Raw genomic sequence first — 13876 nt, 5'->3', positions numbered from 1 at the left:
ATTACTCCGGAATCCCAGCAGCGAGAGAGACTTTTTGGCAGTGCTATAAAACGGGCAGTGGAGGTGACATGTCCATTATGCCCGCGCTCGTTGTTTACCCGGTTGTTCTCAGTCCGCTGGAAATAGCGTTGACTGTCAGGAAAAGCTCGGGGAGCAGGGCATCGGCTTGTTGTTCGTTGCCCGAGGCTTTAGCGGATCGCCAGCTTTTGAGCAGGTCGATCTGCAGGCGGTGGAGCTTGCTGAGGCCCTCTTGGCGGGTTTCGATGAAGCGGGCGACGTTGAAGTGCTTCTCCCTGAGCGGGCCGCCGTAGAGCAGGTCGAGCAGGCGCATCGTGCGCAGATATTCCGCCTGAATCATGCCAAGCAGGTTTTCGCGAATGTTTTTGTTTTCGACCAGCGAGGCGTACTGCTCCATGATCCACGGATCAACCGAGAGAATGCTGGTGGCGATGTTGTTGATGATATAATGGAACGGCGCCCAGGAGAAGTCGCTTTTGCGCATCACTTCGAAGGTTTCGGGATCGGTGGCGCGCAGCTCTTCGAGGGCCGAGCCTGCGCCGTACCATCCTGAAATGCCGAAGCGCGCCTGGTTCCAGCTGAAGACCCACGGAATGGCGCGGAGGTCTTCGAGGCTCTGGCTTCCGGTGCGCCGTGCGGGGCGTGAACCGATACGGCTTGACTCGATGATGTCGATCGGCGTGGCCTGACGGAAGAATTCGAGCAGCCCGTCGGCTTCGATGAGCTGCCGGTAGGCTTTGTTGCTGCTGCGGGCGAGCGTGTCCATCACCTTTTCGAGCGGGTGCGGGCGGTAGCCCTCCTTGCGGTGGACGAGCCGCGCTTCGGTGACTCCGGCCAGAAAGAGTTCGAGGTTGTAGGCTGCGCTGATGCGGTTGGCGTACTTTTGCGAAATGGTTTCGCCCTGTTCGGTGACGCGGAGTCCGGCGTCGAGCGAGCCGTGCGGCTGCGCCCGGATGAAGCGGTGGGTCGGCCCCGCACCCCGGCTGATGCTGCCGCCGCGTCCGTGGAAGAAGAGAATATCAACGCCGTGCTTGCGGCCTGTTTCGATGAGACGCTCTTCGGAGCGGTAGAGACTCCAGAGGCTTGTAACAATGCCGCCGTCCTTGTTGCTGTCGCTGTAGCCGACCATCACCTGCTGCACTGGCTTCTGCCGTCCGTGCAGCTCCTGCTGCAACGCTATGCTGCGGCGCGTGACCGGATGGGCAAGGAAGCGGTCGAGAATGTCGTGGCTGCGTTCGAGGTCGTCGATGGTTTCGAAGAGCGGCACCACCGGAATCGGGCAGGCGTCGCCGTCGCCGTGCCGCACCATGAGGCCGACCTCGCGGGCGAAAAGGTAGATGACGAGCAGGTCAGAGAGGTTGCGCGTCATACTGACGATCAGCGAGCCGATGCCGTCGGGGCCGAACTGCCGGTAGTGGTCGAAAAGCACCCGGTAGCAGGCGATTACGGTTTCAGCTTCCGGCCCGGCGTGCATGTCGGGGTGGGTGAAGGGGCGCGGCGAGAGCAGCTCGCGTTCGAGGAACTCGAGGCGGGCCTCTTCGCTCCATTCGGGAAATCCCTTGCCGTCGAGTCCCGCCGCCATCATGAGCTGCGAAAGGGCAAGGTCGTGGAAGCGGCTGTTTTGGCGGATGTCGAGCCGTCCGAGGTGGAAACCGAAGGTTTGTACGATGCGGTAGACCGGCGCAACGTCGCCACGCGCAATGGTTGATGCGTTGATGGCTGTGAGCGAGCTCATCAGCAGCTCAAGATCTTTGAGCAGCTCGGTGTGGCGGCGGTAACAATAGTGCTCGTTTTCCGTTGTTCCGGCGGGCAGGGCAGCGATCATCAGGTTGACAAACTGCCGCCAAGGCTCGTGGAGGTTTCTTTCGAAAGCGAGCGCACCCGCTTTGCCGAGCTTGTGGCGCAGCGTCTCCATGCGCTCCTCCATTGCTCTGGAGGGGGACTGGAGGCGGCCCGAAAGACTGAGCATCGAGGCGAGCCGTTCGAGTTGTCGGTGGACAAGCTCGATGGCGTGGCGACGCATCTCCTGGAGCGTCTCCTGTGTGGTTTCGGCGGTGACGAGCGGGTGCCCGTCGCGGTCGCCGCCGACCCAGCTTCCGAAGCTGAGGCGCGGCAGGTTGCGCGGATCGGCTGTGATTGCCGGGTCGAATCCGGCGACGGCCCAGGCCTTTTCGAGGCGGTTGTCGAGAATGGGCAGGATGTCGGGGAATATGGTGTGCAGGTAGTGCAGCACGTTCTGCCGTTCAGCGCTCACCTCGGGTTTTTGGAGCAGAATTTCGCCAGTGCGCCAGAGCCGCTCGAGTACTACCTTGATGTCGGTGCGAATCTTGTCACGCTCGGCGGGCGTCCACATGCGGTTCTCGCGCTTGACGAGCAGAAGATACAGCTCGCGGTGCTGTTCGAGCACGGTGCGGCGCTTGGCTTCGGTCGGATGCGCCGTCAGGGTTGGCTCGACTTCGATCTGTGGCAGCTCGGCGGCGATTTCGGCTTCGGTGACACCGAGGTTTTTCAGGTGGCGCAAAGCTTCGCCCCAGAGACCGCTGAGCGACTCAACACCTTCGCTCGATTCGATGCGGCGGCGGTACTGGGCGGCAGAGTTCTCCTCGGCCATGTTGAGCAGCTGGAAGACGATCGACCAGGCCTGGATGGCGCGTTCGGCACAGTCGAACTCTCTTATAGGCGTTTTGCTGTCACCTCCGATGTGTCGGGCAAGCGCCTCCTGGCCAAGATTTTCCAGTACCTCGATGAAGCAGTCGAGCAGGTAACGGAAATCGAGCAAGGCTTTGTCGAAATCGACGACGCTGGTCGTAGAGGTGATCATGGTATCGGGACTTCTGATTGAACAATGGCTGGTATTTCGATGAAACTTACGCTTCGCGCGGCTGCAAGCAAAATCCTAATCTTTTGCGCGGGGATGATCGAGAGTGTTTGACGCTTTTTAGGCTTAAATGTTTGCCCCCTTTGCCAATAATGTTTATCTTTCTCAATAAATTCTTGAAAGCGGCTAACACCTAATCCATTACCTGTCATGGACAAAAATTCAAACGGTAAGCTTATTGCTCTCGCAGTAGGCGGGGCTGTCTTAATGGGAGCTTTGTTTTTTTCGGTATCTTTCTTGACCGGCTACATCCCGGCGCCGAATCACTCAGCCATCCTCACTCCTTTGAGGTCGTTTATGGGTTGGTTTCTCCTCATTTTCTGCGCTTCAATCATTATCATGGGCCTCGGCAAGATGTCCAGTGCGATCAGCGACAAGTGGTTCCTGAGCTTTCCGCTGAGCATTTTTGTGATCGTCATGGTGATGTTTTTAAGCCTCAGGGTTTACTGGGAGAAAGGCCGCACCACCACTGTGGATGGCAAGTACATCCGCACGACTGCTGAACTCAAAGAGTTCCTCAACAAACCCGCCGCGACGAGCGATGTGCCTCCGGCGCCAGCAGGATTCGACTTTGATGCCGCAAAAAAGCTGGTTGATGTGCGCTGCAACAAGTGCCACACGCTTGATTCCGTCGCAGACCTTTTCCGTACCAAGTACAAGAAGACTGGGCAGGTCAACCTGATCGTCAAGCGTATGCAGGGCTTCCCCGGTTCCGGTATCAGTGACGACGATGCCAAGACCATCGGCATCTGGCTCCACGAGAAGTTCTGATTCCGATCGGAATGAACAACAGAGGTTTTCTTTCAGAAGCGCCCCGGAAATCCGGGGCGTTCTGCATTGGACAGGTTACTCTTTGCTCTTGCTGTAGCTGACGGTGACGGTTTCGGTGATGCCGCCTCTGGCGTTCCACTCGGTTTTGACGGTCATTCTTCTCGGCTGGCAGGCTTCAACAAGGTCGTCGAGAATCCGGTTGGTGATGTTCTCGTAGAAGATGCCAGCGTTGCGGAATTCGAGGAAGTAGTATTTGAGGGACTTGAGCTCGATGCAGCTTTTGTCGGGCACGTAATTCACGGTGATTGTGCCGAAGTCGGGCAGGCCGGTTTTGGGGCAGACCGAGGTGAATTCGGGGTTGATGATTTCGATAGTGTAGTCCCTGTCGGGATAGGTGTTGTCGAAAACTTCGATGATCTCTTTGTTCATGGGTATAAGCCGGATAGGTTAAGGTGATTGCTCATAAGCGCTGCAAAATAGAAAACGGCAGTGATATTCATTAAATTTGTGACCAGATCGACCCTCAGGAGTTTTATCTATGCCTTTTGAAAAATACACGGTGCCAGTTTCCGGACGTTCTGATGCGGCTATCGAAGAAGAACTGACCCGCTTGCGCGCGGAGCTTGCTGCCGAATACGATCTGCGGGAGGTTGTCCACCGCTTTGGTGAGAGTGATTTTACTTTCCTGAGTGTGCTCGATAGTTATGCGCTTCTTGACCGCATTGATCCTGCCGCATTTGTAAAGGATGAACAGATGCCTTATTGGGCCGAAATCTGGCCAGCCGCCGTAACGCTCTCCCGCCAGATTGTCGAGACCGGAGAGCTTGCCGGAAAGTCGGTGCTCGAACTCGGAGCCGGAGTCGGCATGGCGAGTATCGCTGCCGCCAGGAGCGGCGCTCGCGTACTCTGTACCGATTACTCGACCGAGGCGCTGAGGTTCGTGGCCTACAATGCGATGAAGAATCGTGTGCCGCTCGATACCGCTCGCCTCGACTGGCGCATGGTCAAGGGTGCTGAGAAGTTCGATGCCGTCATCGCCGCCGACGTGCTCTACGAGCGGGTCAATCTGCTACCCATCGTTACAGCCATCGACGCGTTGCTTGCTCCCGGTGGAGCAGCGTACATCGCCGATCCTCGCCGGCGATTGGCCGACCAGTTTCTCGAACTGGTGCACGAGAACGGATTCGAAGTTGCCGAGACGCGCATGTTCGACGCCGAGGGCGATCAGACGGTGGCCGTGACGATCTACAAACTGCAACGGTTGAAGGCATGAACTCTGAAGCTTCTGAAAATCGTCCGGCTCACTCTGCAACCGGAACGCTGTGGTCGTGGCATGGAGGCAACGGTGCGCTCATCTGGCAACTGATGTTCAGCAGCGACGCGGTGATGGGCATCAAGCGTTTTCCGCAGGAGCGCAAGGCAGCGTTCTTTTGCCTCGAATCCTCCACGGGCCGTGTGCTGCGCGATGATTTCGTGCTGACTGCCGGGGACGAAAACGAGACGCCGGTTGGTGACGGCTGGATGATCGGTCTCGAAACGGTTCATGGCAGCCGGCTTGTCTGTCATACCTATCAGCCTGGAAGCCCGGAGCATCTGGGCATCTGGGCGATTAATCTTCCGGAGGCCCGCGTCGTCTGGAGCCGTCCTGATCTCACGTTTACAGCCAATCTCGGCGATGCCTTTCTTGCTTACCGGTCAATTGTCTTTGCGGGTTTTCCCGAACGGGACTACGTTCTGATTGATCCCCTCTCCGGTTGCGAACTCGAACATCTCGGTACGGCGCACGAGCGGCCAAACCAGCTCCGCGACGCGGCGCAAAGCGAAGAGGAGAGACAGCGAATTCTGCTGCCCGACACGGTTTTTGATGAGGCGGGGCACGTCGAAAACATCAATCACGGTGCGACGAGTGTTACAGTGTTTCACCGGATGGAGCCTGTCGCAGAGGGTGTTCCCGGCTGGGTCTCCACGTTGAGCGTGAGCGAATGCGAACGCCTTGTTCATGAAGATGTCATGGCTTCCGGGGAACCGATGCCAGTGTTCAACAGTTTTCTCATAAAAGACGACCGCTTGTATTACATCAGAGAGAGAGAATTTCTCGTCAGCTTTGTTGTCTCATGAAGAGAAGCGCTCCTGTTCAATTTGCAAAAAAAGATGTAGCCAATTGCCGGTGGCTCGGTGAGTTTCTTGTGCATCTCGAATCGACTCGCAACGTTTCGGCCAAAACGGTAACCGCCTATACCACTGACCTTATCCAGTTTTTTGAGTTTTTGACCGATGAGAGCGGTCATCAAGAAATGTCCGCTGTCGATCCAGAGCTGGTCGAAGTGGCTGATGTCAGGCGTTTCATGGGCGATTTGCTCGACAGCGGCATCAAGCCCCGTTCAATCGCGCGCAAGCTTGCTTCGGTCAAAAGCTTTTACCGCTTTCTGCTTGACACAGGAAAGATCGAGCGCTCTCCGCTTTCTCTGGTTTTGACTCCAAGGCTCGAACGGAAGATTCCTGATTTTCTGAGCGAAGAGGAGGCCTCACGGCTTTTCGACCAGCTTGTGCTTTCAGATCAAGAAAGTGTTGGCCCGGAGCAGGGGCAAAAGGCAGCGGTGCAGAGGTTCGAGCTGGCAAGAGACCGGGCGGTGCTCGAATTGCTCTATGGTTGCGGCCTGCGCCTGTCTGAGGTGACTGGTCTGGAAAATGCTGATGTCGATCTCGTGCACGGATTTCTGAAAGTTACCGGAAAGGGGCGCAAACAGCGCATTGTGCCGTTCGGGGAGCCCGCTGCCGAAGCGCTCAGAAATTATTTTGAAGTCAGGCGAAACTTCTTTAGAATATTAAAAGAGGGGGCCGGTGAAACTTCGAAAGTTTTCGTAACGGCAAAAGGCAGACAGATTTATCCCATGCTTGTGCAGAGAATGACAAAGAGGTATCTCTCACCGGTTACCGAATCGGCAAGGAAAAATCCACACATGCTCCGGCACACTTTTGCAACACACATGCTCAATGGCGGCGCAGACCTGAAAAGCGTCAGCGAGATGCTGGGCCACAGCAACCTGACGACGACGGAGCTTTATACCCATGTGACATTCAACAGGTTGAGGGATGCCTACACCAAAGCTCATCCCAGGGCCTGATTTTCACAATTACCGGCATCTGTCCAGGTGACAGCCATTATGAATCGATGCCGGAGCCGTTCTTTCAAGGTATTTCAATTTTTTCAAGGGAGGCAGGTATGACAAATTCAGTTACCAGTGATGCGGTTACCGTCAAGGTTACTCTTCGTCATTCCAACAATCATGGCAGCATAGAAGACTACGCTCGCAATGCAGTTTCGGGACTTTCGAAGTTTTATGCCGGTGCGCTCAATTGTCATGTCATTCTTGATCATCAGAAAAATGATCATGACCAGAACAAGCTGGCTGAAATTACCGTTCATGTGCCACAGCATGATTTTGTGGCCAGAGAGTCGGCCCCGACCTATGAACAGGCGATAGAGAACTGTATCGATGTACTGGAGAGACAGCTCAAAAAACTGAAGGAAAAGCAGCGGAACATCTGAAATAAGTCATCATAACAGGGTCAGCATGCTGGCCCTGTTATGGTATAGGGCTTCCCGAAAACCATGACCTGCCGAGCATGAATTTTGACCAGAAGGGCCTGAAGAAGCGATCGATCACGGTCGCCTATTTTTTTGAACACATACAGAAGCGGTTCGATATAAAATTTCGGCGTCTCAACGAGCTTGATGAACAGAAGTGCCGCATCCACGAACGCGATCTTCATCGTCCCGGCCTGGCCATAGCGGGGTTCACCAAACTGTTTACCTATAAGCGGGTACAGATTCTCGGCAACACTGAAACGCGCTATCTGAACCACCTGTCCGATGAAGAACGCAAAACAGCTTTTGCCAATTTCGTCAGCTTCAGGATGCCATGCATCATTCTGACCAGTAACAACAAGCTCGATCAGGAACTGGTCGACATGGCTACCGGCGCAGGGATTCCGGTGTTCATCACACGCTGCTCTTCGACCAAGACCATTTATTATATCACCGATTTTCTCGATGAAGAGTTCTCGCTTTACCAGCAGTATCACGGCTCGATGATCGATGTCTATGGCGTCGGCGTGCTTCTGACCGGTAAAAGCGGTCTCGGCAAGTCGGAGGTGGCGCTCGATCTTATCGAGCGGGGCCATGGATTGGTGGCCGACGACGTTGTGGTTGTCAAGCGCAAGGGAGAGACCAAGACGCTGGTTGCATCGCGCAACAATATCATTGACCACTTCATGGAGATTCGTGGTCTTGGCGTCGTTGATGTTCGACAGAATTTCGGTATCCGGGCAATTCGTGATAGAAAAGAGGTACAGGTGGTGGTTGAGTTGCTCGAATGGAGCAAGGAGTCCGAATACGAGCGGCTTGGGCTTGACCAGAAAATGGTCAAATTGCTTGGCGTCGATCTGCCTCTGGTGCAGCTTCCGATTTTTCCCGGCAAGAACATTACGGCCATCATCGAGGTGGTGGCACTGAACTTCCTCCTGAAGCATTATGCCGGGTACGTACCCGCCGAGGCGCTGACCGAGAGAATCCGCAACGTTATCAACAAGGAGCGCGCCAAAGCGCCCGCTCCGTCAACCAGTTTCGAAGAGTATAATGATGAAAACGACTAAACGCATCTCCCGTCTTTTGTCGATTTCGCTGCTTGCGGCCTCAACCCTGTTGACGGCCTGTTCGAAGTCTGGCGGTAAATCCGGTGCACTTTCGGGCGCGGCTCGCGACACCACGCTGGTGATCGGAATGCTTGGTGACGCCGATTACCTCAATCCGGTCATCGGGGCGTCGCTCACGTCGAGCGAGATCACCGGGCTGATCTATCCGGCTCTTCTTCAGGGTGAGTTCGACACCAAAACCGGCCTGCTCAACTACCTTGCGCTTGAAAAACGGTTGCGCTCTTCCACCGGCCCCGACGAGAAGTCGCCGAAGGGCGCGCTCGCCAAAACCTGGACGATGTCGCCCGACCATCGCTCCATCACCTACATTCTGCGTGATGATGCGAAGTGGGCTGATGGCCAGCCAATCACGTCGCGTGACTTCAAGTTTACCTACAAGCTCTATGGCAATCCGGTGATCGCCAGCCCTCGCCAGCAGTTTCTTGCCGAACTGGTCGGCGCGGACAAGGGGCAGGTCGATTTCGACAGGGCGATCGAAACGCCAAACGACACCACGCTCATCTTCCATTTCTACAAGCCGGTACCGGAGCATCTTGCGCTCTTCCACACATCGCTGACACCACTGCCGGAGCATCTCTGGAAAAACGTCAAGCCGGAGGAGTTCCGCGAGTCGAAGCTCAACCAGCAGCCGGTGGGCGCTGGCCCGTACCGCCTCGCCGACTGGAGCAAGCAGCAGTCGCTAACCCTTTCGTCGAACGTCTCCTGCAACCTGCCCAAGCCGGGCAACATCAAACGCATCATCTACCGCGTCATTCCCGACTACACCGTCCGGTTGGCACAGCTCCAGACGGGTGATGTCGATGTGGTCGAGAATATCAAACCGGAGGATTTCGCCGCCGTGCAGAAGGCCAATCCGAATGTCGATATAAAAACCATCGGTTTGCGGGTTTACGACTATGTTGGCTGGCAGAATATCGACGGCGCGTATTACAACCAGACCGGCAAGATTCGCCCCCATCCGCTCTTCGGTGATCCGGTCGTGCGCCGTGCGCTGACCATGGCTATTGACCGCCAGTCGATCATCGACGGCTATCTCGGCGAGTACGGCGTGCTGGCCAAAACCGATATTTCGCCTTCGCTGAAGTGGGCTTACGACGACTCGATCAAGCCCTATGGCTACGATCCAGCGCAAGCCGTCAAGTTGCTCGAAGCAGCGGGATGGATGCCGGGCCCCGATGGCATCCGGCAGAAGAACGGGCGCAAGTTTAGCTTCGTGCTCTACACGAACGCCGGAAACGCGCGCAGGAACTACGCCTGTACGATCATCCAGCAAAACCTTCGTGAGATCGGCATCGACTGCAAGATCGAAATGCAGGAGTCCAACGTTTTCTTCCAGAACCTGCAGGATCGAAAGCTCGATGCCTGGATGGCGGGCTGGTCGATCGGCCTTGAGATCGATCCGCTCGACGTGTGGGGTTCCGACCTGAAAAAGAGCCGTTTCAACTTTCCCGGTTTCATCAATCCGAGGATCGACCAACTCTGCGAACTTGCCAAGAACAAGATGCGCATTGAAGACGCGCGTCCTTACTGGATCGAGTACCAGAAGATTCTGCACGAACAGCAGCCGGTCACCTTCCTCTACTGGATCAGGGAGACGCAAGGGTTCAGCAAGCGTATTCAGGGCGCGAAGCTCAATATTTCCGGTACTTTCTACAACATCGACGACTGGACGCTGAAACCGTCAATCGCGCCGTAACGACATGCTCAGGTATATCTTCAAACGGCTCTTGATTGCCGTGCCGCTCATCTTCGGGGTGCTGACCCTGACCTTCTTCATCATCCGGCTCGCGCCGGGCGACCCCGCGGCGTTCTTCATCCAGCCGGGCATCAGTCCCAACGTGGCCGAGCAGATCCGCCAGCAGTATGGGCTGAACGATCCGCTGCCGGTGCAGTACATCAAGTGGCTCGGCAACGTGCTGCACGGTGATTTCGGACGCAGTTTCAGCCGCGCGCAGCAGCCGGTGTTCGACGTGATTGCCGAGGCGTTGCCGGTAACGATGACCATCGCCGTGCTGACGCTCATCGCGAACTTCGTCTTCGGTATCATCATCGGCGTGATTTCGGCGGTCAAACAGAACAGCTTTCTTGACCGCTTCCTGACGGTTACGGCGCTCTTCTTCTATTCGATGCCGGAGTTCTGGCTCGCCCTGATGATGATTATCCTTTTTGCCCTGAAGTGGCCGCTTTTCCCGGTTTCAGGCCTGAACGAAATCGGCGCGGAGAGCTACGGGACGTTCGGCTTCATCATGGACAGGATCTGGCACCTCGCCTTGCCAGTAACGGTGCTCAGCATCAACGGCTCCGCCGGCATCGCCCGCTACGTGCGGGGCAGTATGCTTGAGGTGATCCGGCAGGACTACGTCCGCACGGCTCGGGCCAAGGGGCTCAGCGAGCGGGTGGTGATTCTCAAACACGCCTTGCGCAATGCGCTCTTGCCGGTGGTCACGCTGATGGGCAGCTCGCTGCCGTTCATCTTCAGCGGGGCGCTCTTTATCGAGGTGATCTTTGCTTTTCCCGGCATGGGGCGCGTCACGGTCGAGGCGATCTTTGCACGCGACTATCCGCTGATTATCGCCAATACCTTCGTCTCCGGCACGATGATCGTCTTCGGTAACCTCTTGGCCGACGTGCTCTACGCGGTGGTCGATCCGAGGATCAAACTGTGAATGCAAAACGAGAGCTTGAGTGAGGATTGAAGCCCTGAATACCGCACCCGACGCGACGGAAGCCCGGTTCGAGGAGCAGATACGGCCGCAAAAGATGGGCGATTTTGCCGGGCAAAAAAAGCTGATCGACAACCTCAAAGTGTTCATCACTGCGGCGCGTAAACGCGGTGAAGCGCTCGACCACGTGTTGCTTTCCGGTCCGCCCGGACTCGGCAAGACCACGCTTGCACACATCATCGCCGCCGAGATGGGTGGGAGTATCAAGATCACCTCCGGGCCGCTGATCGACAAGGCGGGCAACCTGGCCGGCCTGTTGACCAGCATGAAAAAGGGGGACATCCTCTTTATCGACGAAATCCACCGACTCGCTCCGGCGGTCGAGGAGTACCTCTACTCGGCAATGGAGGATTACCGCATCGACATCCTGCTCGACAGCGGCCCGGCGTCGCGAGCCGTGCAGCTCAAACTCGAACCCTTCACGCTGGTTGGCGCCACCACGCGGGCTGGCCTTTTGACTTCGCCGCTGCGCGCGCGCTTCGGCATCAACAGCCGTCTCGACTACTACAACCCCGAACTCCTGCAAAGCATCATTATTCGGGCGGCAGGTATTCTGAACATCGGCATTGACGAGGACGCGGCGATGGAAATTGCCCGCCGCTCGCGTGGCACCCCGCGCATCGCCAACCGCCTGTTGCGGCGGGCGCGCGACTTCGCGCAGGTGGCAGGCGACGCCTCGATTTCGCTCGCCGTCGCTCGTCGCACCCTCGAATCGCTCGAAATCGACGAAGGCGGCCTTGACGACATGGACAAGAAAATCCTCGAAGCGATCGTCCGCAAGTTCAACGGCGGTCCGGTTGGTTTGGCCTCGCTGGCTGTGTCGGTCGGTGAGGAGCAGGACACTATCGAGGAGGTCTACGAACCCTATCTGATCCAGATGGGGTACCTCTCCCGAACGCCTCGTGGGCGTGTTGCTACCCGCCTTGCCATGAGCCGGTTTGCTCATCCAGGCATCTCCAGCCAGGGGTCGCTGTTTGACACTGCCGAAGATGGGTAAGGCGTGTCGAATTGGCGCTTTCCGATGGCTCCTCTCGCTGCTGGCGCTCCTCGCTGGCGTGGTGCTGTCAGCTTTCCCGGCAATGGCGTCGGTCAGCGGTAACAGCACTGCGCCGGACTCCGCCGCTGTTGTGACCGTACAAGACCCCCTTTCTGACTATGTGCAGGGACTTTTTCTCGACATGAAGGGGGATTACTGGGGCGCCATCGACATCTTCAGGAAGGTGTTGGTCCGCAAGCCTGCCGATCCCGCTGTGCACTATTCGATCTCCCAATCATACTATCGTCTTGCCGTTCTCGATTCGGCCAGGGTCTACGGCGAAGCGGCGGTCAGACTCGATCCATCGAACCGTTACTATCTGAGGTATCTGGCCGTTGTTGCCCATGACATGCGCGACTATGACCGGGCGGCGGAGTTGTACGGCCAGGCCTCTCTGTTGGAGCCTGACCGCACCGAGATCATGTATCTACAAGGGCTTGAATACATGGCGGCAAAACGCCTTGAACCGGCGCTCGAAGTATTCCGGAAAGCCGTGCGGATCGATCCATACAATGAAGCCGCATTTGCGCAAACCCTGGCGCTGGAAATTGCTCTCAAGCACTATCCTGAAGCGATAGATACCTCGAAGCAGCTGCTCAAGCTTGGTGGAAACGAACGCAAAATCGGCATAACGCTTGCCGAACTCTATACGAAAACCGGGCAGGAGACGCTGGCTGTTCAGACGCTTCAAGAGCTGATCGCGGGTGATCGCAGCAATATCACCTACTGGATCGCTTTGTTCGACCACTACATCATGGTCGGTCGCAATGACGATTTTCATCGTGAATTGGCTGTATTCCTTGAAAGGGCCTCTTTGCCTCCTGAGTCACTGCATGATCTTGCCAAGCTCTATATTCTGCGCTCCGGAAAGGATTCGCTCTATGTGGCGCCTACCATCGCTTTACTTGATGAGCTTACAGCCAGAAGGCCGCGTGACAGTGAGCTGTTCATGCTGAAAGGGATGTTCGGAATGATGCACGGGCATCAGCAGGAGGGCGTCGTTCTTTTCAGAAAAGCCGTTCAGCTCGATTCCAGCAATGCAACGGCGTGGGAGTACCTGATCTCCACTCAGCTTGATCTAGGTCAAAAACGCCAGGCGTTCGCGCTTCTGGCCAAAGCCAGACGTCGGCTTCCCGGGCAGAGGTTTCGGTGGAGTGTCCTCGAAGGCTCTTTGCTACTCTCTTCCCATAAGCTGCGGCGGGCGGTTGCCGTGCTTGAAACGGTTGCCGGGACGAAACGGAAGCCTGGTGACCCGAATCTTCTGATCCAGGCCAACATCAATCTGGCGATGGCCTGCGATCTGCTTGGCATGAAAAAGCGTAGCCGATCGGCTTATGAGCGGGTACTCGATCTCGACCCGCACAACACCCTTGCCATGAACAATCTCGCCTACCTGTTTACCGAAGAGGGAATCACGCTTCGCAAGGCCTTACGTCTGGCCACCAATGCCGTGATGCTCGAACCGGAGAATGGTGTCTATCTCGATACTCTCGGTTGGGTACACTACAAACTTGGCAATTTCGAGCTTGCCCGGCAGTTCCTCGAAAAGGCGGCTGCCACCGGGCTGGATGAGCCGGATATCTACCGGCACCTTGGTGAGGTCTACCGGAAGCTCGGCAATGAACCGAAAGCAAGGGAGATGCTGGAAAAAGCGAGAACAGTCGAGAAGACGCAGGGGAACAAAAAAAGCGGTCATTGACCGCTTTTTTTGTTCGGAACCGGATCGTGGTTCAG

General features: G+C 56.5%; 12 protein-coding genes. 10 read left to right on the top strand and 2 right to left on the bottom strand.

Annotated elements, in window-relative coordinates; all coding sequences use genetic code 11:
- Positions 1-94: 94 nt before the first annotated feature.
- Positions 95-2839, bottom strand: coding sequence for a phosphoenolpyruvate carboxylase (locus AYT24_RS07405; protein ID WP_010933304.1), 2745 nt, complete (start codon positions 2837-2839; stop codon positions 95-97).
- Positions 2840-3046: 207 nt separating this feature from the next.
- Here AYT24_RS07405 and AYT24_RS07400 point away from each other — a divergent pair, with 207 nt between their 5' ends.
- Positions 3047-3667, top strand: coding sequence for a photosystem P840 reaction-center cytochrome c-551 (locus AYT24_RS07400; RefSeq protein ID WP_010933303.1), 621 nt, complete (start codon positions 3047-3049; stop codon positions 3665-3667).
- 75 nt (positions 3668-3742) lie between these two features.
- Here the strand turns inward: AYT24_RS07400 and queF are convergent, their stop codons facing one another.
- Positions 3743-4096 carry a preQ(1) synthase gene (gene queF / locus AYT24_RS07395; RefSeq protein ID WP_010933302.1) on the bottom strand — a complete coding sequence of 118 codons (354 nt, stop codon included), beginning with the start codon at positions 4094-4096 and terminating at the stop codon, positions 3743-3745.
- Between the two features lie 109 nt (positions 4097-4205).
- On the opposite strand from queF, the gene AYT24_RS07390 reads away from it, so the two are divergent.
- From AYT24_RS07390 to AYT24_RS07350, 9 genes are all read left to right on the top strand, one after another.
- Positions 4206-4940: a class I SAM-dependent methyltransferase gene (locus AYT24_RS07390; RefSeq protein ID WP_010933301.1), complete on the top strand. Its 735-nt coding sequence runs from the start codon at positions 4206-4208 to the stop codon at positions 4938-4940.
- Entirely contained in the window at positions 4937-5785 is an 849-nt protein-coding gene (locus tag AYT24_RS07385) for a hypothetical protein (RefSeq protein ID WP_010933300.1), read from the top strand. Before AYT24_RS07390 ends, AYT24_RS07385 begins: the two co-directional genes overlap by 4 nt.
- Positions 5782-6792 carry a tyrosine-type recombinase/integrase gene (locus tag AYT24_RS07380; protein ID WP_010933299.1) on the top strand — a complete coding sequence of 337 codons (1011 nt, stop codon included), beginning with the start codon at positions 5782-5784 and terminating at the stop codon, positions 6790-6792. Before AYT24_RS07385 ends, AYT24_RS07380 begins: the two co-directional genes overlap by 4 nt.
- 98 nt (positions 6793-6890) lie before the next feature.
- A complete protein-coding gene (hpf, locus tag AYT24_RS07375) occupies positions 6891-7217 on the top strand; it encodes a ribosome hibernation-promoting factor, HPF/YfiA family (protein ID WP_164927271.1) in 327 nt (108 codons plus the stop codon).
- A gap of 77 nt (positions 7218-7294) precedes the next feature.
- Complete coding sequence (gene hprK / locus AYT24_RS07370; RefSeq protein WP_010933297.1) at positions 7295-8323, top strand: HPr(Ser) kinase/phosphatase; 1029 nt, start codon at positions 7295-7297, stop codon at positions 8321-8323.
- On the top strand, positions 8310-10079 hold the full coding sequence (locus AYT24_RS07365) for a peptide-binding protein (protein WP_164927270.1): 1770 nt from the start codon (positions 8310-8312) through the stop codon (positions 10077-10079). The genes hprK and AYT24_RS07365 overlap by 14 nt, the downstream gene beginning before the upstream one ends.
- 4 nt (positions 10080-10083) lie before the next feature.
- The gene (locus AYT24_RS07360; protein ID WP_010933295.1) at positions 10084-11049 is read left to right on the top strand and encodes an ABC transporter permease; all 966 of its coding nucleotides are present in this window, start codon (positions 10084-10086) and stop codon (positions 11047-11049) included.
- 19 nt (positions 11050-11068) lie between these two features.
- Entirely contained in the window at positions 11069-12103 is a 1035-nt protein-coding gene (gene ruvB / locus AYT24_RS07355) for a Holliday junction branch migration DNA helicase RuvB (RefSeq protein ID WP_010933294.1), read from the top strand.
- The gene (locus AYT24_RS07350; RefSeq protein WP_164927062.1) at positions 12081-13841 is read left to right on the top strand and encodes a tetratricopeptide repeat protein; all 1761 of its coding nucleotides are present in this window, start codon (positions 12081-12083) and stop codon (positions 13839-13841) included. The genes ruvB and AYT24_RS07350 overlap by 23 nt, the downstream gene beginning before the upstream one ends.
- Positions 13842-13876: the final 35 nt, after the last annotated feature.

Origin of the sequence: Chlorobaculum tepidum TLS (genome assembly GCF_000006985.1) — a bacterium.
Lineage (GTDB): Bacteria > Bacteroidota > Chlorobiia > Chlorobiales > Chlorobiaceae > Chlorobaculum > Chlorobaculum tepidum.
This window is presented reverse-complemented; position numbering and strand designations above follow the sequence as displayed.

Bases quoted from the DNA above. Each gene is read 5' to 3' on its own strand.
- AYT24_RS07405 (WP_010933304.1), bottom strand. From the start codon at position 2,839: ATGATCACCTCTACGACCAGCGTCGTCGATTTCGACAAAGCCTTGCTC.
- AYT24_RS07400 (WP_010933303.1), top strand. From the start codon at position 3,047: ATGGACAAAAATTCAAACGGTAAGCTTATTGCTCTCGCAGTAGGCGGG.
- queF (WP_010933302.1), bottom strand. From the start codon at position 4,096: ATGAACAAAGAGATCATCGAAGTTTTCGACAACACCTATCCCGACAGG.
- AYT24_RS07390 (WP_010933301.1), top strand. From the start codon at position 4,206: ATGCCTTTTGAAAAATACACGGTGCCAGTTTCCGGACGTTCTGATGCG.
- AYT24_RS07385 (WP_010933300.1), top strand. From the start codon at position 4,937: ATGAACTCTGAAGCTTCTGAAAATCGTCCGGCTCACTCTGCAACCGGA.
- AYT24_RS07380 (WP_010933299.1), top strand. From the start codon at position 5,782: ATGAAGAGAAGCGCTCCTGTTCAATTTGCAAAAAAAGATGTAGCCAAT.
- hpf (WP_164927271.1), top strand. From the start codon at position 6,891: ATGACAAATTCAGTTACCAGTGATGCGGTTACCGTCAAGGTTACTCTT.
- hprK (WP_010933297.1), top strand. From the start codon at position 7,295: ATGAATTTTGACCAGAAGGGCCTGAAGAAGCGATCGATCACGGTCGCC.
- AYT24_RS07365 (WP_164927270.1), top strand. From the start codon at position 8,310: ATGAAAACGACTAAACGCATCTCCCGTCTTTTGTCGATTTCGCTGCTT.
- AYT24_RS07360 (WP_010933295.1), top strand. From the start codon at position 10,084: ATGCTCAGGTATATCTTCAAACGGCTCTTGATTGCCGTGCCGCTCATC.